This is a genomic window from Leptospira bouyouniensis, from assembly GCF_004769525.1.
Lineage (GTDB): Bacteria > Spirochaetota > Leptospiria > Leptospirales > Leptospiraceae > Leptospira_A > Leptospira_A bouyouniensis.
On sequence record NZ_RQFT01000010.1, the window covers coordinates 201123 to 223865 of the forward strand.

General features: G+C 40.0%; 23 protein-coding genes. 15 read left to right on the top strand and 8 right to left on the bottom strand.

The genetic code is table 11. The features are described from left to right. Positions 1-62: 62 nt before the first annotated feature. Positions 63-1004 carry a thioredoxin-disulfide reductase gene (gene trxB / locus EHQ43_RS11170; protein ID WP_135742997.1) on the bottom strand — a complete coding sequence of 314 codons (942 nt, stop codon included), beginning with the start codon at positions 1002-1004 and terminating at the stop codon, positions 63-65. Positions 1005-1064: 60 nt separating this feature from the next. Next, positions 1065-1586: a tetratricopeptide repeat protein gene (locus EHQ43_RS11175; RefSeq protein WP_135742998.1), complete on the bottom strand. Its 522-nt coding sequence runs from the start codon at positions 1584-1586 to the stop codon at positions 1065-1067. A 97-nt stretch (positions 1587-1683) separates the two neighbouring features. Here EHQ43_RS11175 and xerD point away from each other — a divergent pair, with 97 nt between their 5' ends. The 4 genes from xerD to hslU are packed head-to-tail and all read left to right on the top strand — an operon-like array spanning position 1684 to position 5023. Then, a complete protein-coding gene (xerD, locus tag EHQ43_RS11180) occupies positions 1684-2592 on the top strand; it encodes a site-specific tyrosine recombinase XerD (RefSeq protein ID WP_135742999.1) in 909 nt (302 codons plus the stop codon). Then, positions 2592-3023, top strand: a complete 432-nt coding sequence (locus EHQ43_RS11185) for an ATP-binding protein (protein WP_135743000.1) — start codon at positions 2592-2594, stop codon at positions 3021-3023. Before xerD ends, EHQ43_RS11185 begins: the two co-directional genes overlap by 1 nt. A 46-nt stretch (positions 3024-3069) precedes the next feature. Further along, positions 3070-3603, top strand: coding sequence for an ATP-dependent protease subunit HslV (gene hslV, locus EHQ43_RS11190; protein WP_015678681.1), 534 nt, complete (start codon positions 3070-3072; stop codon positions 3601-3603). Position 3604: 1 nt separating this feature from the next. Then, positions 3605-5023, top strand: a complete 1419-nt coding sequence (hslU, locus tag EHQ43_RS11195) for an ATP-dependent protease ATPase subunit HslU (protein ID WP_135743001.1) — start codon at positions 3605-3607, stop codon at positions 5021-5023. On the opposite strand, the gene EHQ43_RS11200 is transcribed toward hslU, so the two are convergent. Continuing rightward, positions 5013-6878 (bottom strand): bifunctional chorismate-binding protein/class IV aminotransferase, encoded by a 1866-nt coding sequence (locus EHQ43_RS11200; RefSeq protein WP_135771243.1) that lies wholly within the window; start codon positions 6876-6878, stop codon positions 5013-5015. The two genes, hslU and EHQ43_RS11200, sit on opposite strands and share 11 nt — an antisense overlap. Further along, a complete protein-coding gene (locus tag EHQ43_RS11205; protein WP_135771244.1) occupies positions 6875-7711 on the bottom strand; it encodes a hypothetical protein in 837 nt (278 codons plus the stop codon). Before EHQ43_RS11205 ends, EHQ43_RS11200 begins: the two co-directional genes overlap by 4 nt. 89 nt (positions 7712-7800) lie before the next feature. Here EHQ43_RS11205 and EHQ43_RS11210 point away from each other — a divergent pair, with 89 nt between their 5' ends. The 6 genes from EHQ43_RS11210 (at position 7801) to EHQ43_RS11240 (ending at position 12896) form a co-directional block, all read left to right on the top strand. Then, complete coding sequence (locus EHQ43_RS11210; RefSeq protein ID WP_135743004.1) at positions 7801-8043, top strand: biotin/lipoyl-containing protein; 243 nt, start codon at positions 7801-7803, stop codon at positions 8041-8043. Further along, positions 8040-8903, top strand: coding sequence for a metallophosphoesterase family protein (locus EHQ43_RS11215; RefSeq protein ID WP_135771245.1), 864 nt, complete (start codon positions 8040-8042; stop codon positions 8901-8903). The genes EHQ43_RS11210 and EHQ43_RS11215 overlap by 4 nt, the downstream gene beginning before the upstream one ends. A gap of 10 nt (positions 8904-8913) precedes the next feature. After that, positions 8914-9966, top strand: a complete 1053-nt coding sequence (locus EHQ43_RS11220) for an Mrp/NBP35 family ATP-binding protein (RefSeq protein ID WP_135752963.1) — start codon at positions 8914-8916, stop codon at positions 9964-9966. Positions 9967-10013: 47 nt separating this feature from the next. After that, positions 10014-10706 carry a hypothetical protein gene (locus tag EHQ43_RS11225; protein WP_135743007.1) on the top strand — a complete coding sequence of 231 codons (693 nt, stop codon included), beginning with the start codon at positions 10014-10016 and terminating at the stop codon, positions 10704-10706. A gap of 116 nt (positions 10707-10822) precedes the next feature. Beyond that, positions 10823-11209 carry a peptide chain release factor family protein gene (locus EHQ43_RS11230; protein WP_135743008.1) on the top strand — a complete coding sequence of 129 codons (387 nt, stop codon included), beginning with the start codon at positions 10823-10825 and terminating at the stop codon, positions 11207-11209. Positions 11210-11900: 691 nt separating this feature from the next. Further along, entirely contained in the window at positions 11901-12896 is a 996-nt protein-coding gene (locus tag EHQ43_RS11240; protein ID WP_135743009.1) for a GDSL-type esterase/lipase family protein, read from the top strand. A 108-nt stretch (positions 12897-13004) separates the two neighbouring features. On the opposite strand, the gene groL is transcribed toward EHQ43_RS11240, so the two are convergent. The 3 genes from groL to EHQ43_RS11255 all read right to left on the bottom strand — a co-directional run bounded on the left by groL (position 13005) and on the right by EHQ43_RS11255 (position 16687). Then, positions 13005-14654, bottom strand: a complete 1650-nt coding sequence (groL, locus tag EHQ43_RS11245) for a chaperonin GroEL (protein WP_135743010.1) — start codon at positions 14652-14654, stop codon at positions 13005-13007. Positions 14655-14675: 21 nt separating this feature from the next. Further along, positions 14676-14966 (bottom strand): co-chaperone GroES, encoded by a 291-nt coding sequence (gene groES, locus EHQ43_RS11250; protein ID WP_135743011.1) that lies wholly within the window; start codon positions 14964-14966, stop codon positions 14676-14678. 137 nt (positions 14967-15103) lie between these two features. After that, complete coding sequence (locus EHQ43_RS11255) at positions 15104-16687, bottom strand: helicase HerA-like domain-containing protein (protein ID WP_135771246.1); 1584 nt, start codon at positions 16685-16687, stop codon at positions 15104-15106. Positions 16688-16851: 164 nt separating this feature from the next. Between EHQ43_RS11255 and EHQ43_RS11260 the strand changes: the two genes are divergently transcribed. Beyond that, the gene (locus tag EHQ43_RS11260; protein ID WP_135771247.1) at positions 16852-19263 is read left to right on the top strand and encodes a hybrid sensor histidine kinase/response regulator; all 2412 of its coding nucleotides are present in this window, start codon (positions 16852-16854) and stop codon (positions 19261-19263) included. 4 nt (positions 19264-19267) lie between these two features. Here the strand turns inward: EHQ43_RS11260 and EHQ43_RS11265 are convergent, their stop codons facing one another. After that, positions 19268-19888, bottom strand: a complete 621-nt coding sequence (locus EHQ43_RS11265; protein WP_135743014.1) for a response regulator transcription factor — start codon at positions 19886-19888, stop codon at positions 19268-19270. 191 nt (positions 19889-20079) lie between these two features. On the opposite strand from EHQ43_RS11265, the gene EHQ43_RS11270 reads away from it, so the two are divergent. The 4 genes from EHQ43_RS11270 (at position 20080) to flaA1 (ending at position 22672) form a co-directional block, all read left to right on the top strand. Then, complete coding sequence (locus EHQ43_RS11270; RefSeq protein ID WP_135752958.1) at positions 20080-20550, top strand: cyclic nucleotide-binding domain-containing protein; 471 nt, start codon at positions 20080-20082, stop codon at positions 20548-20550. Positions 20551-20704: 154 nt separating this feature from the next. Then, positions 20705-20941 (top strand): PurA ssDNA and RNA-binding domain protein, encoded by a 237-nt coding sequence (locus tag EHQ43_RS11275; RefSeq protein WP_015678642.1) that lies wholly within the window; start codon positions 20705-20707, stop codon positions 20939-20941. An 11-nt stretch (positions 20942-20952) separates the two neighbouring features. Further along, entirely contained in the window at positions 20953-21669 is a 717-nt protein-coding gene (gene flaA2 / locus EHQ43_RS11280) for a flagellar filament outer layer protein FlaA2 (RefSeq protein ID WP_015678734.1), read from the top strand. Between the two features lie 16 nt (positions 21670-21685). Continuing rightward, complete coding sequence (flaA1, locus tag EHQ43_RS11285) at positions 21686-22672, top strand: flagellar filament outer layer protein FlaA1 (RefSeq protein WP_135743015.1); 987 nt, start codon at positions 21686-21688, stop codon at positions 22670-22672. Positions 22673-22743 lie beyond the last annotated feature (71 nt).

The following is a 22743-nucleotide window of genomic DNA, read 5'->3' on the forward strand; positions in this document are numbered from 1 at the left end:
ACCGATTTGGCGAATATCCACCAAATCGGTTTTTCAACACAATTGAAACTTGTGTTCGTTTTCTAATGGCCTTCGAGCCATCGTTCGGCTTCGAGTGCTGCCATACATCCACTACCTGCTGCTGTAATGGCTTGTCTGTACACTTTGTCCTGAACATCACCGGCCGCAAACACTCCTTCTACATTGGTTTGTGTTGTCCCTGGTTTTGTGATGATGTATCCTGTTTCATCTAATTGCAACTGGCCTTTGAAGATTTCCGTATTCGGAACATGGCCAATTGCATAAAAGAGTCCACCCACTTCCAAATCCTTCTGAGATTTGTCTTTTGTGTTTTCTAGAACGATGGAGGTAAGACCACCAGCGCCACCTTTTGCTTCAACTACCGTTTGGTTCCATAGGATTTCGATTTTTGGATGTTCCATAGCTCGTTTTTGCATGATTTGGGAAGCACGGAGTTGGTCACGTCTGACCACAAGATACACTTTGGAGGCAAATTTGGTTAGGTGGTTAGCTTCTTCCACTGCCGAGTCACCACCACCCACAACCGCAAGGGCTTTGTTTCGGTAAATGGGGAGGGCACCGTCACATACTGCACAAGCAGAAATCCCACGTTGCCAAAAAACATCTTCTCCCTTTACAAACATACGTTTGGCGGTAGCACCTGTGGCAATGATAATGGATTCAGCTTTGATTTCTTCATCATCAGACCAAATCGTAAACGGACGTTTTGATAAATCCACTTTAGTGATGGTTTGGGTGTGGATGGTTGTGCCATACTTGGCCGATTGTTCTCGGAAAAGTTGGGTGAGTTTGGTACCATCAATCCCTTCAGGGAAACCTGGAAAATTTTCCACTTCGGTTGTGGTTGTGAGCTGTCCACCTGCGGCAACACCCCCTGCCATAAATCCTTCATACATCACTGGGTTTAAATTGGCTCTCGCGGCGTAAATGGCTGCGGTATGACCCGCAGGCCCTGATCCAATGATGACAACTTTGTGGTTCATAATTTCTCCTATTCGGTATCTATTTCGTTATTTCTTAGACTCGGTCTAAATCAATCTTGTTTATTTTGTTTCGCATGCTCGAACCCAAGGGGCATAATAAGGGTCCCCTGAAAGTGGGCTTTTTTCTAAACTTTGGAGGTATTCTTTTTGTTTTGCCCCTCTCGTAAGACAGAGATAACTGGCTTCGAAAAATTCCAAGGTTTCTTTTTTCCCTTGGAATCGAATTTCCTCTAAAATTTCCAGTGCTTCTTTTTCATACCCTGTGGTAAGATAGAGGCGGAAGAGTTCTCTTTGTACTTCCGTGTCGTCTTTTTTTTGCCTGTGGTACTTTTCCAAATAAAAGATGGCTGTGGCAATGGATTCAACACTGTCCGCAAGGAGGAGTCCCATCCGTTTGAGGACAGGATCGTATTCAGGATTTTCACGGAGCGAAAGTTCGTAATAATATAGGGCTTTTGTTTTTTCTCCCACCATTTCCCATTTTTTCCCTTCTTCAAAAAGAGTTCGTTCTTTTCGGCCGCAATTAACGACTAACAGTAGAGAAAGGATGAGTAAAAAAAAAGGAGTGATTCGATAAGTCACATCTCCTTTTTTCCTGACATAGCCATTTGTGGCAAAAAAAATAATAAGTCTCTTTAAGCTTTTTGTCCGACTCTTTAAGTAACATAAGAGAGTAAAGATGGGTTCCAAATTGCCAGTTTCTCAAAATCAGCTTTTACAAACATTCCAAGAATACCTGTCCGTAGAAAAAGGACTGAGCGATAATTCTATATATTCCTACGGATACGATCTAAACAAGTTCGCTATCTTCTTGGAAAAAGAACACATCAACTTCTTAGAAGTAAAAGCAAACGACATCATGCGTTTTCTGGAAGAAGAAAGAGAACGTAAAATCTCTGCAAAAACCCTCGCAAGAGAAGTTGTGGCAATCCGTCAGTTTTACAAATACCTAAGAGACGAAAAACGACTCGATTCCAATCCAACGGAAAAAATTGAAACACCTGAAGTTGCAAGGACGATTCCAGATTATCTTACACAAACAGAAATAGAGGAATTATTTCGTAACATCAAAGAAGATAATTTGTATGAACTTCGTGACAAATGTATCTTTGAACTCCTTTATTCCTCTGGTCTTCGGATCTCAGAAGCCTGTAACTTAAAAATGTCAGACATTGATATGGAAAACATGACCATCACTGTAGAAGGTAAAGGTGGAAGACAACGCCTCGTTCCTTTTGGTGAAAAGTCATTGGAAATCCTCAAACGATATTTGTTAGAAAGTCGAACTGAAATCCTTAAAAAAAGAACCTGTGATTTCGTATTTGTTTCCAAGAAAGGATCATATATCAACCGTAAGTCGGTTTGGAGACTTTTAAATCACTACATCAAACGCACAAAGATTAAGAAAAAGGTTACTCCTCACACTCTGCGCCACTCGTTTGCTACGCATCTTTTGGAAAACCATGCAGATCTCAAATCAGTGCAGGAGCTTCTTGGACATATCGATATTTCTACGACTCAGATTTATACACATATGGCCAATAAAACTCTGAAGGAAGTTCATAAGAAATTCCATCCGAGAGGATAATGTCAAACCCATCGAAACATACGGACTATGGAAAAGTAGTCCGTATCCAAATTCCCTCCAACCCAAGCTTTGTTTCCCACACTCGTAACTATTTTTTTAATTTATGTTTAGAACATGGATTCTCACTTTATGATTCCATGGACTTAAAATTGGTGATTGGGGAAGCGATCACCAATATCATCAGACATGCATATTCTGGTCGCACAAACAAACCAATTTTTATCGAAATCCAATTTGATAAGGACCGAGTGGAAATCAAACTCCGTGATTACGGTTTAAAAGTGGAACCAAAGGATTTACGAAGTTTTGATGTCAGTGATTATCGAGAACACGGCATAGGTCTTTTTATGATCCGAGAACTCACTGATTATTATTTTTTAGACCAATCCTTCGAGATTGGAAACCAGATGGTCCTCATCAAAAGAAAGTAAATTCCATTTTTCTCGACAAAGGTTTCCCATCTGGAAATTTATCCTTATGGAAACAATTCACGCAACCACTATCCTTTCTGTACGTAAAAACGGAAAAATCGCAGTCGGAGGGGATGGCCAAGTTTCGATGGGAAATACCGTCATGAAACATACTGCCAAAAAAGTACGCCGCCTTTACAATGGTAAGGTGATTGCAGGTTTTGCGGGAAGTGCAGCAGATGCCTTCACCCTTTTTGAACTCTTTGAAAAAAAATTAATCGAACATGGTGGGTCAGTTTCTCGCGCAGCTGTAGAGCTTGCTCGTGAATGGAGGATGGATCGGATGTTAAGAAGGCTTGAGGCACTACTGATTGTTTGTGATGCCAATGAATCCTTTCTCATTTCAGGAACGGGAGATGTGATCTCTCCCGATGATGGAGTGCTTGCGATTGGCTCAGGCGGAAATTTTGCTCTCAGTGCCGCAAGAGCACTTGTTGAAAATACTGATTTAGAACCAAAAGAAATCATTACAAAAGCAATGAAAATTACTGCTGAGATCTGTATTTATACAAACCATAATTTGGTGATCGAGGAATTATAATATGACTATCAAAACTATTTTAGCGGAAGTGGCAAGTGTAGGGAATGGAACAGAAGAACTTACACCACGTCAAATTGTAGAAAGGTTGGACGAACATATCATAGGGCAAACCAAAGCAAAACGTGCTGTCGCAGTTGCCCTTCGTAACCGTTCGAGGCGAAGGAAACTCGACGATTCTTTAAAAGAAGAAATTTACCCCAAAAACATCATCATGATTGGACCCACAGGTGTTGGGAAAACGGAAATTGCTCGTCGTTTGTCAAAGTTATGTGGTGCACCTTTTATCAAAGTGGAAGCTACCAAATACACAGAAGTGGGTTATGTTGGTCGTGATGTCGAATCTATGGTACGTGATTTGGCAATGGGTGCTCTTAATATGGTCAAATCGGAATTTAGAGACCGAGTGAGAGACAAAGCAGAAGAGCGAGCAGAAGAAATCATTCTCGATGCCATCCTTCCTCCGATCTTTCATAAAAAAGAAGAAGATTTAAATCCAGAGGAAAAAGAAAGATTTCAAAGTTATAAAGAATCTAGGGAAAAATTTAGAGATAAGTTAAGAAAAGGGATTTTAAACGAACAAGAAATTGAAATTGATATCCCAAAACCTTCGACCCAAACGGGAATGCCCATGTTGCAAGTGTTTGGTGCTGGTAATATGGAAGAAATGGATAACCAAATCCAAAACCTTCTTGGGGATCTTATGCCAAAAAAATCAGGTAAACGAAAGGTAAAAGTTTCTGATGCACAAAAGATTTTACTCGAATCAGAAGCGGAAAAACTCATCGATTCAGACAAAATCCAATCGGAAGCAGTGCGCCGAGTGGAAGAGATGGGAATTATCTTTTTAGATGAAATCGACAAAATAGCAGGAAGAGAAGGAAGGCAAGGGGCAGATGTTTCCAGAGAAGGTGTACAACGAGATTTACTTCCGATCGTAGAGGGATCCACAGTAAATACAAAACTTGGTCCGATCAAAACCGATCATATTCTTTTCATTGCAGCTGGTGCCTTTCATATGACAAAACCTTCTGATTTAATTCCGGAATTACAGGGTAGGTTTCCCATCCGTGTAGAATTGGAAACACTTACGGAACAGGATTTTATCAAAATTTTAACCACTCCAAAATCGTCTCTCACCAAACAATACGAAGCCTTACTGGCAACGGAAGGTGTGAAGATTGAATACACAGAAGATGGGATTGCTGAAATTGCAAAACTTGCCTTCCAAATGAACGAAAAAAATGAAAACATTGGAGCACGAAGGCTCAATACCATTATGGAAAAATTATTGGAGGACACAAGTTTTGATGCTCCAGACCTGCCGGATGATAAAAAACATGTGGTGATTAACGAGACTTATGTTTCCAGCCAATTGAAAGGCATCATCGAAGACAAAGACCTAAGTAGATTCATTCTCTAACAAGGATTACACGTTCAAATCCTCGAACAGAATTGGCAGTAAGGATGGCCGAGGCATGGACCAGGTCATCCTTTGTTGTTACTTTTTCTTTGACCCAAAGTTTTTTAAGTAAATACTCTCGAAAAACTCCCGGAAGACCTCCCGTATCTAAACTCGGAGTGTACCAGGTTCCATTTTGATTATAAAACAAATTGCGAATGCATGTCTCAAGAACGTTTCCATCAGTATCAAAAAGGATACAATCATCGACTTTCATTTCCTTACATACGAGCATAAGATTGTCGTATTCCTTTCGATTTGTTGTTTTGTGGTAGAAAAAAATATTTTTAGAATCGATTGCTTCTTTAGCAAAACAAAGTTTGATTGTGGGTCTTTTTGTACGTTTGGGTAAAACTGTGGATTCGAAATGGAATCCTCCTGTTTCATTGAGTAAAAGCCTGACTCTCGACTTCAAGGATATTTTCAATTCGAGTTCTTGAATGATCTCATCCAGTTTTTCTTTTGAAAATGAAAAACCGAAACGGATTGCTGTTCCTTCCATTCGTTTTGTATGGAATTCTTTTAAAAATATTCTCCCTTTGCAGACAAGTAAGGTTTCTAAGATTTCAAACTTAGGGGGAATCGGATTGTTGAGTACTCTCAGTTTGGATAAACATTCTGCATATTCTTCATTTGGTTTCGAAAGTACAGTCACTCCACTTCCAATTCCATACACGGCATTGTGATTATCTCCATTCGATTGGATTTCTAAAGTGCGGATCGTAACACTTGTTCGGATCAAAGGAACATCATTTTCTTCTTCTGAAGTGAAAAAAGCCCCCGTATAACAGCCTCGATTCATTCCTTCTAATGAACTTATTAGCGAATATGACCTTTGTTTGGGTGCACCAATCACGGATCCCGATGGGAACAATGCAGAAAGCACTGTGTTCCAAGTAAATGGTTGGTTTAACTTTGCACGAACTTTTGAAACCATTTGCCAAACAGTACTAAGCCCTCGGATCGAAAAGAGTTCCTCAACTTCGACTGTTCCTTGTTTAGCGATCCGACCGAGATCGTTTCTATACAAATCAGTAATCATCACATTTTCTGCTTTTTCTTTTTCGGAAGTTTGTAAGTAGTTAAAATTCTTTTGGTCTTCTTTCTTTGTATTTCCTCTTACAATTGTACCCTTCATTGGTTCCGTTTTGATTTCGTCACCTTTCACTTCGAAAAAAAGTTCTGGAGAAACAGAGATGATGGTTTTGGAATTTTCTCCCATCGGGTAATACACGGAATACTTGGTTTTTTGTTTTGTCTTTAAACTTTGGAATACTGAAAACAAATCTCCGATAAGTTCTAATTCTACTGGAAAACATAAATTCAATTCATAACTTTCCCCTTGTACTAAAAACTCATTGCATTGTTTCCATTTTTCTATATACTTCGCTTCCGGCCATTTAGGATTGATTTTTGTGATGGAGTGATTCAAAAACTCGTTTGGATCTGGATTTTTGTATTGTAACTTCCTTTTTTTTTGGAAGAGGGTGATGTGGAGTAGGGGAGTTCCTTCCTTTAAGTTGGATTCAAATAAATCCAATCCTTCAATGAAATGATAACCTAACTCATAATAGAGGATACCACAAGGATAGAGTCCTTTTTTTCGTTCTTCATCGAGCCTGTCAAATAGGTATGAAATTTGTTCTTTAAGGTTCTGATTTTTTTTATAGATCAGCTCGATGGTTTCTTTTGCATCATAATAATGATCCGAAATGGTGAAACCTGGATGAGTGAGTGTATCTTCGAAGAGAAGGCCACCCAGATTTCGGTAGCTCTCTTCAAAGGATGAATACGGTATCAATTCGATAAGAATCAAAACTCCAATTTTTGTAGGGCATCGAGAGGGTAGTTCAAATACACAGTAGTTGTTTTTTTACTGGTTTGGATGTCAAAACACTCTAATGGATCAAGACCTAAATTATAAAACCCTTCATCGATCATCGCAATACCAAATCCTGCACTTTCCTTTTCATCCAAAAAGTCTGGTCGAAAAAATTCAGCGCTGTTCCCTTGTTTGGCAAGTTCGGCATGGCGTTCTCTACTTTTACGAATCCGGTTTAAATCCATTCCCATAATAGGAGAATCGTTTCGAATCCGAATGTAAACAGAAGTAGGGCGAATTTCGATTTTCATTGAAATTTTTAAATCATACTTTTTCACTTTTTCCCTAACGATCGTTAGGAAGTCTTTTTCATCTTCTGAAAGATTATGTTTTTTTGTTCGTTTTTTATCAGATAAAGTGAGGATTTTTTGAACCACCTTTTTGATTTTATCGGGCACAATGTAACGTTGCATCGCATCCCGGAGTGGTTCTGTTTCAAGGATGATATCCAATAACTCTTCTGCTTCTTCTTCTGGCGTTTGGCCTTGGGCTTTGAGTTTGTTTAGGAGTTCATCTTGGAAAATGACAAATCGAGTGTTGGCTTTGACTGCATTGAGTAATGCTTCCATAAGACCGCTGAAGAGATGGAAGGAAGTGAGAGGGTTTGCACCAACTCGATTTAAGATTCCTTGTACCACTTCGTTTACGATGTCGCGTGTTGATTTTGTTAGACCTTTTAGTTCAAAATGGAAATAATCCTTTTGGATGAGGTGGTCTAAGTTTTGAAGGATTTCTGTGCCTTTGTATTTGATTTTCTCGTTTGCCATTGAGGTTCGCTAAACTTTTATGTTAAAAAAACGGGAAAACAAGGTTTTGTAAACCAGTTTTCCGACCAAGTGAGCAGGTTTGTTTGTTTATGAAAGAATTCCTTCTAAAAACTCCTGATTTAGGTGATACTGAAAAAATCGAACTCGTACGTTGGCTTTGCAAAGAAGGCCAAGTCGTCAAAGAAGGGGATGAAGTGATCGAACTTGTCACTGATAAAGCTGCATTTCCAGTCGAATCTCCCTATAGTGGCACCTTAAAAAAAATCCTAAAAGAACAAGGATCGGTAGTGAAAAAAGGAGATATCCTCGGAATCATGGATATTAACGAATGAAAATCCTTCATATCTCCGATTTACATTTCCCGAAGAAACTTTCCTTGTTTTCACTTCGAGGAAAAGCCATTATCGGATACCTCAATTACCATGTGAGGAGAAAGTCAAAACACCCAGTGATGCTTATTGCCGCTATGGTGGACACTATCAAAAATTTAGAATATGATGCATTAGTGATTTCTGGTGACCTAACAAACGTTTCACACCCTAGTGAATTCCAAAGCGCAAAAGATATCTTAAAACCAATCCTTACGGACAAAACGTTCCTGATTCCAGGGAATCATGACCGTTACCAGAAACGTGCCATGGGACCAAATCCTTTGTTTGAAAAAACATTCGAAGAATGGATGGGGGAATCAGTTCATCCAAATTTTTACCTGAGAACCAAACGCATTGCGGGTATACTTTTTGTTGGTTGGGATTCGAATCTTGCCATCCCTAGGATCACCGCCAATGGGTATGTGGCAAAAGAAATTGTAGAAAAAACCGTTGGGATCTCAAAAGATCCTTATGTACTCGTTGGACACCACCCGTTATGGAATCCTAACACGGAGGTGGAATCGGCATCGCACCGAATGTCTAACCGAAAAGAAGTGGTTCTTGGGTTACAAACCAATCCACCTGAATTGTACTTACATGGGCATACTCATACCAATTGGGTGAAACTCCCTGGCAAAGAAACGCCCTTTACAATTGTCAATTCCGCATCGAGTACAAGGTTATCCGATTCCAAACATGAGTGTGGTTTCCATTTGATTGAACTAGGGAAACAATTTCACTACCGTCGATTTATTTATTCAGAAAACAAATTCACAGAGACAAATCCCATTCTTTACGAAGAGACAGAGGGAGTCGTCTAAAGGACATACCATGGCAAATGATAAAATTGATTTAACCTCCATCCAACGGCAACTCATGCAAGTGAAACACCCAGAACTCAAAAAAGACATCGTAAGTCTCGGCATGGTTGCAAAAGTCACACCAACTGATGATGGCATCGAAATCCTCATCAAAACTCCGAATGCAGACCGCCGTTTGCAAATTGGTCTGGAAGCACAAACAAGACAGCTCATCTCCAAAATCGAAGGTGCTGGGAAAGTCAAAATCAAATTTGAAGTCGACCAAAACTTAAAAATGGAAGATGGAAACCGTATCTTTGGTGTAAAAAAAGTCATCGCTGTTGGATCGGGGAAAGGGGGAGTGGGAAAATCAACTGTCACTGCAAACCTTGCGAGTACCCTTTCACGTAACGGAAAAAAGGTGGGGATCATGGATGCTGATATCTATGGACCATCTCTTGGAAAAATGTTTGGGATCAATGGACGAGTTGCATTAAAGTCCGAAGAAGATAAAATTTACCCAATTGAAAAACACGGAATCAAACTGATTTCCTTTTCATTTCTTGTCACAGAAGACCAACCAGTAGTTTGGCGTGGACCAATGCTTGGAAAGGCCATTGAACAGTTCTTATACGATGTGGTTTGGGGCGAACTCGATTATCTATTCATTGATTTACCACCAGGTACTGGGGATGTCCAATTATCGCTAGCCCAACTCATTGATCTTGATGGTGCTGTGATTGTTACGACGCCACAAGAAGTGGCAGTCCTTGATGCTGGCCGTGCTGCTGCGATGTTCAAACAAGTGAAAGTACCAATTCTTGGAATTGTTGAAAACATGTCTGGCTTTGCTTGTCCAAAATGTGGCCATGTGACAGATGTTTTCTCGAAAGGGGGAGGGGAGAAACTCTCTAAACAAGTAGGAGTACCTGAACTAGGGGCCGTTCCTCTCACACTTGATGTCATGAGTTCCGGAGAATCGGGCAAACCTGCCTTACTTGACGCAAAAGACTCTCCTCTGCAACAGGCGTATTTTAAGATTGCAAAGAATTTAGAAGAACAAATTGCGAATTGGGAAGAGTAAAAATCACTTGTGTCTTCCTACACATTTTAGAGTCTAAAGGTTACACTATGAATTTTGAACGCGGTTCCAAACCAAATCCAACCGGGAATTTAATCGCATACTGCCATGTATTCGGAGAGAATCCGATTGCACCAGGTGGTAAAATCATAGCCTCCAATGTGGTGGTGAGTTTCTTAAAAATTGGAGATAATTACCCCGTGGTGACCTTTCCCCCCGTGGCACTACCTTCCAAAGAGGAACTCATGAAAATCCTCTCGGACAATATCCATTTGTATGATGTTGTCCAACTTCCTGATTTCCAGATGCCTGAAAACAAAGAACAGGCGAACCAATACATCCAGGAACGAATGGAACAGTTCAATTCGATGGTGATGCGGTATGTGGAATTTTGTAAGGCTAAAGAAAAGAAAACCCAAACCACAAATCTTGGTGACCAACTCGAACAAGTGAGTGAACCTTTAGAAACATTAGCAAACCTTTCTATTGAATTCCGTAACACTTCTGGGATCGCTAGAGAAGCGACGAGACTCAAAATGGAACGAATTGTGGACTACTTCCATAACAACCACCCAACACTTGATATTGATAACTTTAAAAAAGCGTTGTCTGTTCCTGGCAAAGTAGGGGATGAACTGGTTGGCCTTTATATTCAAAAATTCAATGCCATTCAAATCGAAAATTATGAAACGGCTTCTGATTTGCGAAAACGCATATTAGAAATTGAATCCACTGCCACTTAAACGTTTTTAGTCGAATCAAAATCATTGCAAAACCCTTCTTGTAAAGAAGGGAATTTTCAAAGCTAAGCACTCTACGACCAATCTACATAACACGACACACGAAAGCTTAAACGAACATGGCGCTTACTTTCCCCGTCTCACCAGAAAAAAATGCCTCTCTCAAAAAACGGATGGAGGTTGTTGGTATCCGCGAATCTGATCTTAAAGAACAATTTGTGAAGGCCAGTGGCAAAGGGGGGCAGAACGTGAATAAGGTGGCAACTGCCGTTGTCTTACTTCACATTCCTTCTGGGAAACAAGTGAAGTGTTCCATCTACCGTACCCAAGGACTGAATCGTTACAAAGCACGCGACTTACTTTGTTTGGAAATGGAGAGAGAATTGGAACCTTCAAAGTTCGAATCCTCTATTCAAAAACTTCGTAAGAAAAAACAAAACAAATACAATAAGGCTCTAAAAAAGAAATTGGAGAAAGAAAAATCAGAAGGGAACGATCCTATCTAAATCGAATCTTCATTGTTTTTTTTCAGATGGAATTTAGCCGATTGGTTATACTTTTTGATTTTTTGGCTTTTTTTATAACGATTCGATTCCTCCTAGTTTTTTCATTTTTATCCTTACTTTGTTTTCAATTTCCATCAGTTGTTTGTATTTTTTGAGAAGATTATTGGGTCTGGTCGTTGGAACGTCATTCAGTTGATGTGGACATTTCATGTTTTGATTTCACTTGTGATCTTAACTTTCGCCTATACTGATACTATTTTGATGTCCTTAAGAAACTTAATATTTGTTTGGTTATGGTTACAAACACTGTCATCCAAATTATTGTTTCCTTTTCCAAGTGTGTTTTTTTTAACATAACAAATATTTGTTGAACCATAGGTTTTTGCTTTCGCCAATGAACGAGGATTTTGTGAAAATATCTTTGGACCGATTCACTACAGTCACTAATTTTTCTTTTGATATAAAATCTTATTTTAATTTTTGAAAAATTCAGAGTTTAAAAAGTTTTATCCCTTCAATAATCAATTATAGTTTGTTAAATGGTGGAAAGGAAATACGATTTGAACGATGATTTTCTATTTTTATCGAAAAAATATACTTGCTGAATGAGAAATTATCATCTAACAATACCAAAAACTAATTCTTTGTATGCGATTATTTTAATGGTATGCAGTTACCTGATGGAGAAACAATGAAAAACCGCTTTTTTCGCTTCTTCCCAATAATTTTATTATTCGGGTTTATCCTTCTTGGTTTGTCTCGGCAAACCCACATTTTGGCTGAACCTATACCCTCTAAATTATCTTCTACCAATTATCCAATCATTCGTCAGTTTGGTGATTCGATAACTTTTGGTTACGGATTTGTTCAGTGTTATGGGATTCCAGGCATCTGTATGAACTACGGTAATAATGGTCAAAACTCATGTTCTCCCTGTGCTGTACAACTTTGGGGAGGTGGATACCGCAATTGGATGACAGTGATTGCCTTACAACCTGCTAATCAGTTTGTTTTTGGAACAGTTGGTTATCAATGTGGTGGATCAAATGCAAGTCAATGGAGTACGAATTCCATGTCACATGATGGTTATCCAGGGTTTCGAACAGATCAATTAGTACCAATAGCCTCCTTACCGAGTATAGCTGACATCACTTTAGTACATGCAGGAACAAACGATTTTATTCAAGGAAAGTCTGTTGACAGGGCAACAGTTGGCTTGACATACATAATACAAAACTTAATAACACAAAATCCTTCTACAACTATTTACGTGGCTCAAATTATACGTTACATGAAACCGGCTTCCACATGCACTTCCTGTAAAGATTATTCCGTTTTGAATCCAATCGTTGAACAATATAACCAATGGATTTCGAACCAATTGACAAAAACAATAAATGGTTTTCCAAATCAAATTGTGATTGTTGATATGTATGATGCACTTACGTCTTCATCAGATTATTCATTTGATGGTGTCCATCCAAGTTCCGCTGGTTATCAAAAAATGGCTTGTTCCTGGGTTCGTGCCATTAAGAAAATGCCTTCTATGCCAGGTAACCCTTGTTCCGATCTTACCTTGGGAGAAACGAAAGGTTTATCCACTCCATTAAATTCAGATGTGGAAAAGTCATTACCTCAACCAGAACAAATCCAACAAATCATGCAAGGAAAGTACAAAGGATTGTAATCTAATCGATTTCCATCGATTTGATTTTTATACAAAAAAAGCCTAAGCAGAATCCCACTTAGGCTTTTTAAATGAACAGATTGTTCAGAAGAGAATAGGGAAAATGATTTACATCATGCCGCCCATTCCTCCCATACCACCCATTCCTCCCATGCCGCCCATTCCAGCACCAGCAGCATCTTTTGGCTCAGGTTTGTCAGTAATGGTCACTTCAGTGGTGAGGATCATGGCTCCAATAGAAGCTGCATTTTGAAGGGCTGAACGAACCACTTTAGCAGGGTCAACAACACCAGCTTTGATGAGGTCTTCCCAAACCATGGTGAGTGCGTTGAAGCCTTCGTTACCTTTTTTTGCGCGAGCTTGCTCAACAATCACAGATCCTTCTAGACCTGCATTGGAAGTGATCATTCGGATTGGTTCTTCTAATGCACGTAAGATGATGTTGGCACCTGTTTGTTCGTCACCAACAAGTTTTAATGCTTTCACTGCATCTTGAGCGCGGAGGAGTGTGAGTCCACCACCTGGAACAATTCCTTCTTCCACAGCAGCACGAGTTGCAGAAAGAGCATCTTCCACACGAGCTTTTTTCTCTTTCATTTCTACTTCTGTAGCAGCACCAACATGGATCACAGCCACACCACCAGCAAGTTTTGCAAGGCGTTCTTGGAGTTTTTCACGATCGTAATCAGATGTAGTATCTTCGATTTGTTTTTTGATTTGGTTCACACGGCCTTGGATATCTTTTGAAGCACCAGCACCTTCGATAATAGTAGTGTTTTCTTTATCAACGACTACTTTTTTCGCACGACCTAACATCTTCACATCAGCGTTTTCCAATTTCATTCCGAGGTCTTCAGAAATCACTTGTCCACCAGTGAGGATTGCAATGTCTTCAAGCATTGCTTTTCTTCTATCACCAAACCCTGGAGCTTTTACAGCCACACATTGGATCGTTTTACGAAGTGTGTTGACAACGATTGTTGCAAGAGCTTCCCCTTCCACTTCTTCTGCGATGATAACAAGAGGTCTTCCCGCTTGTGCGATTTTTTCAAGTACAGGGAGAAGGTCTTTCATCGAAGCAATTTTTTTATCGTAAATTAAGATGAATGGATCGTTAAAAGTAGCGATCATTGCTTCTGGATCAGTAACCATATAAGGTGACACGTATCCACGATCAAATTGCATACCTTCTACGATATCAAGAGTGGTTTCAATTGATTTTGCTTCATCAACAGTGATCACTCCTTCTTTACCTACTTTGTCAAATGCTTGTGCAATGAGGTTTCCGATTTCAGGATCATTGTTAGCAGAGATTGTCGCTACGTTTGCATATTCTGCCTTGCTATTGATTTTAATTGCGTGTTTTTTGATTTCTTCAACAGCAGCAAGAACTGCTTTATCAATCCCGTGTTTGAGTGCCATTGGGTTTGCTCCCGCAGTTACGTTCTTCAAACCTTCGTTGATGATTGCTTGGGCAAGGATGGTTGCAGTAGTTGTTCCGTCACCAGCGATGTCGTTCGTTTTGGTAGAAACTTCCTTCACCATTTGAGCGCCCATGTTTTCAATTGCATCTTCTAGTTCGATTTCTTTTGCAACTGTAACACCGTCTTTTGTGATGGTAGGAGATCCAAATTTTTTGTCGATGACTACGTTACGACCTTTTGGTCCAAGAGTCACCTTCACTGCGTTAGCGAGTTTGTTCACTCCGCTAAGAAGTTTTCTACGAGCTGATTCATCAAATTCTATAGTTTTAGCCATGATCATTATTCCTTATTATGATTAGTTTGAAACAACACCGAGGATGTCGCTTTCGCGGATGATGAGTAATTCTTTTCCACCTTGTTTGATTTCTGTTCCAGAATACTTTCCGTACAGAACTGTATCCCCAACCTTTACTTCTAAAGGAACGAGTTTACCGTCTTCATAACGGCCTTGTCCCACAGCGATGACTTTGCCTTCTTGTGGTTTTTCTTTGGCAGTGTCTGGTACGATGATGGATCCGATTTTTTCTTCTGACTCATTCTTTGGCTCTACGACTACTCGGTCGCCTAAAGGTTTGATTGATGCCATGAGTAACTCCTTGTATGCAATCTAATGGTGATTCCGAATTTAGCACCATTTCAAAAAGAGTGCTAAACTCAGGTACCATAGAATGTTTGTAGGAGGAATTGGTCAAGCACTTTCAAGCGAAGAGTGCTAAAAAAGAGTTAGAACCCAAATAACCCTGTTTTTTTCCTGCGAGAACCTCGTTTTGGTGTCACTCCGAGCATTCCGAGTAGGCCGCGAGTGACTTCCTTTGCCACTGTCCTTCCCACTTCTCTCGCAAGAGGATTTTTCGAGAGAGTTTCCACAAAACTGGGGTCTTCTTTTTCCTTGGCACGTTTGGATTTGGGTTTTTTTGATCCCGATTCCTCTTCTGCCGATTCTGTTTCTTCCGCAATGGTTTCCATTTTTTTGGAAAGCATTTCGTGTGCACTCTCCCGATCGAGAGTGGTTTCATATTTTTTCACAAGGTCCGATTTTCCAATCGAAGTTTGGAGTTCCTTTTCGGTTAAAGTTCCCATACGCGATTTTGGTGGTGAGAGAAGGGTGTGGACAAGGGGAGTGGGAGAACCTTTTGTGCTTAGTGCCGTAATAAACGCTTCCCCAATCCCAAGTTCTGTGATCACTTCCTTGGTATCGTAAAACTCCGTTTCTGGATAATTTTCGGAAGCAGTTTTGATCGCCTTGCGGTCATTTGCTGTGAAGGCACGGAGAGCATGTTGTACTTTCAAACCAAGTTGTCCAAGAATTTCCTTCGGCAAATCAGTGGGTGATTGGGTACAAAAGATAATGCCAACCCCTTTTGAACGAATGAGGCGCACCATGGTTTCCAGTTGTTTTAATAAATCATTGGAGGCTTCATCAAATACTAAATGTGCCTCATCAATGAAGAGAACTAGTTTTGGTTTTTCCAAATCACCTTCTTCTGGAAAATTTGCATAAATTTCTGTCAGAAGAGACAACATAAACGTAGAAAAAAGACGTGGTTTGGTTTGGATGTCAGTGAGTCGGACGATGGAAATTTTTCCTTTTTTGGATTCAATTTGGAGGAGATCATTCACATCAAAAGAAGGTTCGCCAAAAAAATCCTCCCCTCCTTGGCTCTCAAGATCCATTAACTTTCGTAAGATGATGGAAACACTTTGAGAGGAAACCGTGCCATATTCTTTTTCGAGTTCTTCTTTGCCTTCGTCATTGATGTATTGGAGTGCTTTTTTGAAATCCTTAAGATCCAGGATAGGTAAACCTAAATCATCACAGTACTTAAAGACAAGGGAAACAACACTGGCTTGTGTTTCATTGAGTTCCAATATCCGAGAGAGTAAAATGGGTCCAAATTCTGCAAAAGTTGCGCGTAATTTGACCCCAGGTTCTTTGGAGATGGATAAAAATTCAACGGGGTAGGATGTTGGTGTCCAGTCTCCCCCTAGGATCTGATTTCGTTCTTTTACTTTATCGTTTTCTTCTCCTTCTGCCGCAAGGCCGGAAAGATCACCTTTAATGTCCATGAGGACAACCGGAACTCCTGCTTCGGAAAGGGATTCTGTTAGGAGTTGTAAGGTTTTTGTTTTCCCTGTTCCTGTGGCGCCCGCAATGAGACCGTGCCTGTTCAAAGTAGAAAGCGGGATTTGCACTTTGGCTTCAGGGAAAGTATCCCCATCAAATTTTCCACAACCAAGAAATAATGACCCGTCACTTGGGTATCCTTCCTTAGTTTTTTGAATAAATGCATCGGATTGTTTGGCCATTGGTTCCCTCGAGAATCCACAAGTTCGCTTCGTTTCCCAACCAAGTCAATGTTTTCTATACATAGAAAATGCCAGAGCTCAAATGAGTGCCCTAGCGAGTTTTGACACAAATTTCTCGTAGAACTCCTAATAAGATTTGAGTTTTTCCAAAATCTTTTTAAGCTATGGATGTGGAACGGATTCGCACATCGAAAGCATTTTTTACCTTCATCTTTTTTTCCTTTTTATTTGTTTTTGCCAACTGTAACCGAGGGATCCCTTCACTTGGACCGGCAAAAACCATCGAAAATGGTGTATTGGATCTAACCGAAGAAGATCCAAAAACTTTGGATCCATTCCCATTAGCAGGAGAATGGCATGCATTCCCTGGTGAACTTCCAGAAACCGAAGCTGAATTCAAAACTCTCAATGAAAAAACACCAATCCCACTTTCTGTCCCTGCCTACTGGGTAAACCAAAACCTTCCTGCCCACGGTTATGTGACCTACCGCTTACAACTAAAAGTAAAGGAACCAATGAATTTGATGGTGTATTTACGGGAAGCATCATCAGCGTACAGATTGTACTACTATAACCCAGAACGTGGTTTGATACTTTTAGGTTCCTCTGGTAAAGTTGCGAAATCCAAAGAAGAATCCATTGGTTATTACTTAGAAACAGGACGTTCTTTTCGAGCGACAAATGAAACTGTCATTTACTTACAGATATCAAATTATTTATACTCACGCGGTGGCCCTTATTATTCGCCTGTTCTTGGTGAAGTAGGAAAAACCATTCTTTATCTGCGTTTTAAAGAACGAAAAAAGTCCTTTTTCTTTGGGGCTTTTCTTGTCCTTGCAGTCTCCCATTTGTTTTTGTACATCCATCGAAGAAGAGACAAATCTCCCTTATGGTTTGCCTTACTTTGTTTTTCATGGCTTGTTCGTATTTTATTATTCGAAAGGGTTTCAAGGGACTGGTTCATCGGAAGTGACTTCCTTGAAATGTTGCAGATTCGATTAGAATATTTATCCTTTTGTGGGATCCAACTCTTTAGCCTTCTATTTTTTTTCCATGTCCAACCCCATTTGGTTCCAAACAAATTCAAACGTTATTTTTTTGTCCCCATTGCCTTACAGATCCTCATAATCCTGACAACACCGTACGCTGTGTACACAAAATTACTTGTGTTTAGCCAAGCTTACATGGTTGTGATTTTGATTCTTGCATTGATTGCATCAGTTCGGTCTACTTTTCAGAGAGAATCACGTTATGTGGGAGCATTCCTGACATTTGGAACTTTGGTGATTTTATCTGCTACCATTTATGATTCGGTTGTGTTTTTCAAACGATGGGACTTACCACTCATCACAGACCTTGGGTTTGCCATATTTTGTATGAGTCTAGCCATTGTGATTTCCAAACAAAATGCACATACTTGGGAAACGGCGGAATACCTATCCTTAAATTTACGCAAAGAAGTCGAATGGAAAACCTTAGAGTTAAAAAAAGAAAAAGAAAAAGCGGAAAAAACAGGGGAATTAAAGGATAAATTTATATCCATTGTTTCTCACGACATCCGATCTCCTCTTTTTGGAATTTCTTCGGTTGTCAATTTACTCACGGAATCACCTCCCTCTCTTTCTCCAGAGAGAGCCAAGCAAGTACTAGGTGAAGCATCCACAGGGCTCAAAAACATTTTGAGTATGGTGGAAGAACTCATTAAATACTCTCGATTTCAAAATGCTGCCGTGTTCCCTGATTACCAACTCTTTGACTTTCGCCAAATTACAGACCAACTCATCGAACGTGTCCAAGAAATGGCAAAACCAAAAAACATCACTGTCATCACACAAATGGATGAATCTTCGATTGGGATTGGTGACCCAAACCTCATTGAACATTTGATATGGAACCTACTCACAAATGCAGTTAAGTTTACGAAAGAATCTGGAACTGTAGAGGTTTCATTAACTGAATCCAATAAACATTGGAGTTTGAAAGTGACAGACACAGGGATCGGGATGCCAAAATACTGGACCGAACATGTGTTAGAAGAAGGATTTCTCTTTGTACGAAAAGGGACAGCCGATGAAATGGGAGCAGGGGTTGGTTTAGCCTTTTGTCGGGAGGTTGCTGAACGTCATGGCGCACAGTTAGTTGTTGCATCAGAAGAAGAAAAAGGTACATCTGTTGAACTCCTGCTACCTAATTTTGAAAAAATTGTTCTGATTTTAGATGACAACCCAGGTTACCGCAAACAAATCCGAAAGGTATTAAAAGACCTACCTTGTATTTTATGGGAAGAAGAATACCCGGATCATGCTTTGTATTCCGTATCTAGATTAAAACCTGACCTCATCATTGTGGACTTTTCAATGCCTGACAAAACGGGAATCGATTTTTTGCGTGATTTGTATGCCAATGCTGAAATGGAAGAAATTCGATCCTTACTGGTTTCAAGTTCCCATACGGATCCAAACACTGGATATAAATTAGAAACAGAAGTGATTGAACTTGGAGGAGATGCTTTTTTAACCAAAACATCTCCTGACGAAAAGATGGTCGAGATTGTCAGACGACTCCTCGACCTCTGACCGTTTAAATTAACATTTGTTCTTTGGCACGACCAATGAGTTCGGCAACAGTTTTGGCATTGAACCTATCTTTTAGGCGACCTACATGGTATTCTACCGTACGTTTGGAAAGTCCAATTTCCGTTCCAATCTCTTGGTAGGTTTTCCCATGGCCAAGGAGGGTGAGGATTTGTTTTTCCTTTTTGTTGGCCACTTTCCCATCTTGGGGTTTGCGATTAAAACTGAGTTTTAGGTTTTTCGAATATACCGTTTTGCCAGCTGCAATTTCATTTAGGTTTTTGGTAAGGCTACTCAAATCATCACTTTTCAAAAGATAACCGTCCACACCGGCTTCAATGGCGGAATGTACAATGGGTTGTTCGTCAAGCATGGTAAGAGTCACCACTTTCAATTGTGGATGGTCTTTTTTCCAATCCTTCACCATATTGAGGACGTTTTCCCCTGGGATACGAAGGTCGAGGAGGACAAAATCAGGTTTTGTTTCGAGGAGGAGGTTTGAGATTTGAGAGGAATGTTCTGCTTCCCCAACCACTTCAAAATCATTCGAAGCATTCACCACATGTTTCACGCCGACACGAGTCACAGCATGGTCTTCTACGAGTAATACCTTCTTTTTCGGTGTCATAAATTTCCCTTTTTTTCGAATCTAGGAAGTATTTTTTCTCCTAGCGTTTCCCCCTAGTAGACGAGGAGAACTGCAAATATTAGTACTATTCCGTTTCATTTGTCCAGAAAAAATCATGGGTCATTCTACTTAATTTTCTCTTGCAAAATCAGAAAGTTTCCCCCATGTTCAGAAAGATCCTAGGAGAATGAATGAATACTAAAGTAGAGAGTCTCAAAAAAATATATCTCTTCCAAAAGTTAAACCAAGATGAACTATTACATATAGCTGAAAAGATACGGGAAGTCCACCTACCTCCTAGAAATGTTTTGTACGACATAGGTGAAGATGCTGAATCTATGTACATTGTGAAGTATGGAACCTTACAAATTTCCACGTCCACAAGCCACGGTGACGACGTGAACCTGATCACCCTCGGAGAAGGGGATCATTTTGGGGAATTGCCTTTTTTTGATGATGAAAAACGTTCTGCGAAAGTGGAAGCGAAGGAAAATTCTGAATTATACGAACTACGTTATGCGGATTTGCATGATATGTTCTCCAAAAACAAAGAAATGGAGCTTAAATTTTACAAAGAAGTGACCCATTATTACATCCGCCGTTTGCGAAAGTTAACACATGACTTAGCATATGCTAGGGAACTGCGAAAACGTTTTGCATAAACCTCGTTTAAGAGACAAAATTTTACTAAATTAGTAATTTTTATCGCGCGCATTCGAAAAAACCTTTTCCATTCCTCAGTTTCTTCCTATTACAGCTAAGGAATGGGTTTCGGAATCCGATACTATTACCGTAGGCAGGGAGAAGGAATGCATGGTGGACCCCGAAATCCTAACCGAGAAGATCGTAACACAAAATAAGACTTTCTTGGTGGATTTGAAGAAAAACCAGGCTGGATTTTACCTGAAAGTATCGGAATGGTCGAATAGCAAAAAATCCTCGATCTTTCTTCCGGCGGAAGGAATCGATCGAATGATCGAAATCTTGCATCAATTTAAAAGCCGGATAGCCGATAATGAGAATACGAAAGATCCGGAGTTAGGAGCCTTTTAGGAGTGAGTTTCATGGGGAAATTAGGAATGACCAAACTGTTGTTAGGCCTCTTCCTTTCAATAGGAATGTTGTACGCACAGGCAGATACTGGCGGACAAAATACAGCTAACACTGCAAATGATGAGGATAGCCCTCTTAGAAAAATCGTTTTAGATGATTTTGAAGAGGCTGAAGATTGGAGAGTGAAAGCAACTACTCCACTTGGTGAGACAAGAACTTTAAAACTTGTCCAACGAGGTCTCATCAAAGATGTATTCGATGAAAAAACCGTACCAGAAGATGGCGGAGACAAAATCGAAAAGAACCATATTTTAGGAGTCAAAACACATTTTGCTGCTAAAGGTTTGGATCGTGTGGAACTTTACCCTCCGCATGAATACATCATCAAAGGAAAAGTAAGACAAATTTCTGTATGGGTTCTTGGAAGAAAATACAGACATACCTTATTTGCAAAATTCAGAGATTATAAAGACGTAACACATAATATCCGTTTGGGTCGTTTGGATTTTTTTGGATGGAGAAAGTTAACCGCAACGGTTCCTGGTTTCATCCCACAAAGTTCAAGATTTGCACTTTTGGATAAAAACCTTCACTTTGTATCCCTTTTCGTGACATCTGATGTTCATGAAGTTGCAGGGGACTTCTACTTTTACGTAGATGACTTACAAGTGAGAACAGATAGATCCGAAGCGAAATACCCTGGTTCTGAAATTAAGGACAATTGGTAAGCGGGAGAAAGGAACAATGGAAAATAAAAAAACAAAAATCCTAACTTTATTAGCGCTAAGCTCGGTTACACTTATCGGTTTCGCACAAGCACAATACAAAGTATCCAACGGGGTGGCAACACCAATTGGGAACGATATTGGAGCACTAGAGTTAAAAGCCATTACAATCGAATCTTGGGACAATCCTGTTGCTTCTGCTCCATATGGTTGGGAAGTGTTCACCGATAAAGACGGTGTGAACAAAGATGGATCGGGGGACATGAAATATGATGAAAACAATAAGTATTCACCTGTTCTCAATGATTCAGTGAAATCTCCGCTTGTATTGAGAGAAGTGAAACTTGTTCCAGGGAAACCAGGCGACGTGAAAAACGTAGATGCTGGGAATGCAAAAGTTTTGGCTGTCAAATTCCAATTCACATTTCCTGGGAACAACGTAGTGACTGTTCGCCCACCACGTGCACCTGAGTATGAAATTACAAGAGCTCGCCCTTACATAGATGCTGACAATAAGAAGAAATTGGAAAAGGTCTATGGGATTGAAGCTCCAGGGAATGTGAAAGCCATTTCTGTATGGGTTCTTGGCCGTGGAAATGAATACGACCTTGAAGGTTGGATTGAAGACCACAATGGTAATAGTCATATCTTCCCTTTTGGATCCCTTGACTTTGTTGGTTGGAGACCCCTCCACATCATCATCCCTCCAGGAATCCCTCAGGAAGCGAATGCTTTCCCTGCAACAAGAAACTTGATTTTCAAACAGTTTAAAATTCGTTCGAGACACAATACAGGGCCAGAAACCGTGTATCTTTTCTTTGATGAACTTCGTGTCCTTGCGGATACATTTGAAGTTCACTTTGATGGAGCAAACCTTGACTTTGATGAAGAAGATTGCAAAAACAAAGTGAAGCTTGAGCAAATGCTCCAAAAATCCGGAGCCATCTCCACGGGTGCCAAAGTGCGCGATTGTGGTGGAAGTAACGGATCTTCTCAAAACAAATAGATCCCTTTTCACTCCAAGGGAATCTACTTGGACCAGGAAAACCCAGCCAATCGGTTGGGTTTTTTGGCTTT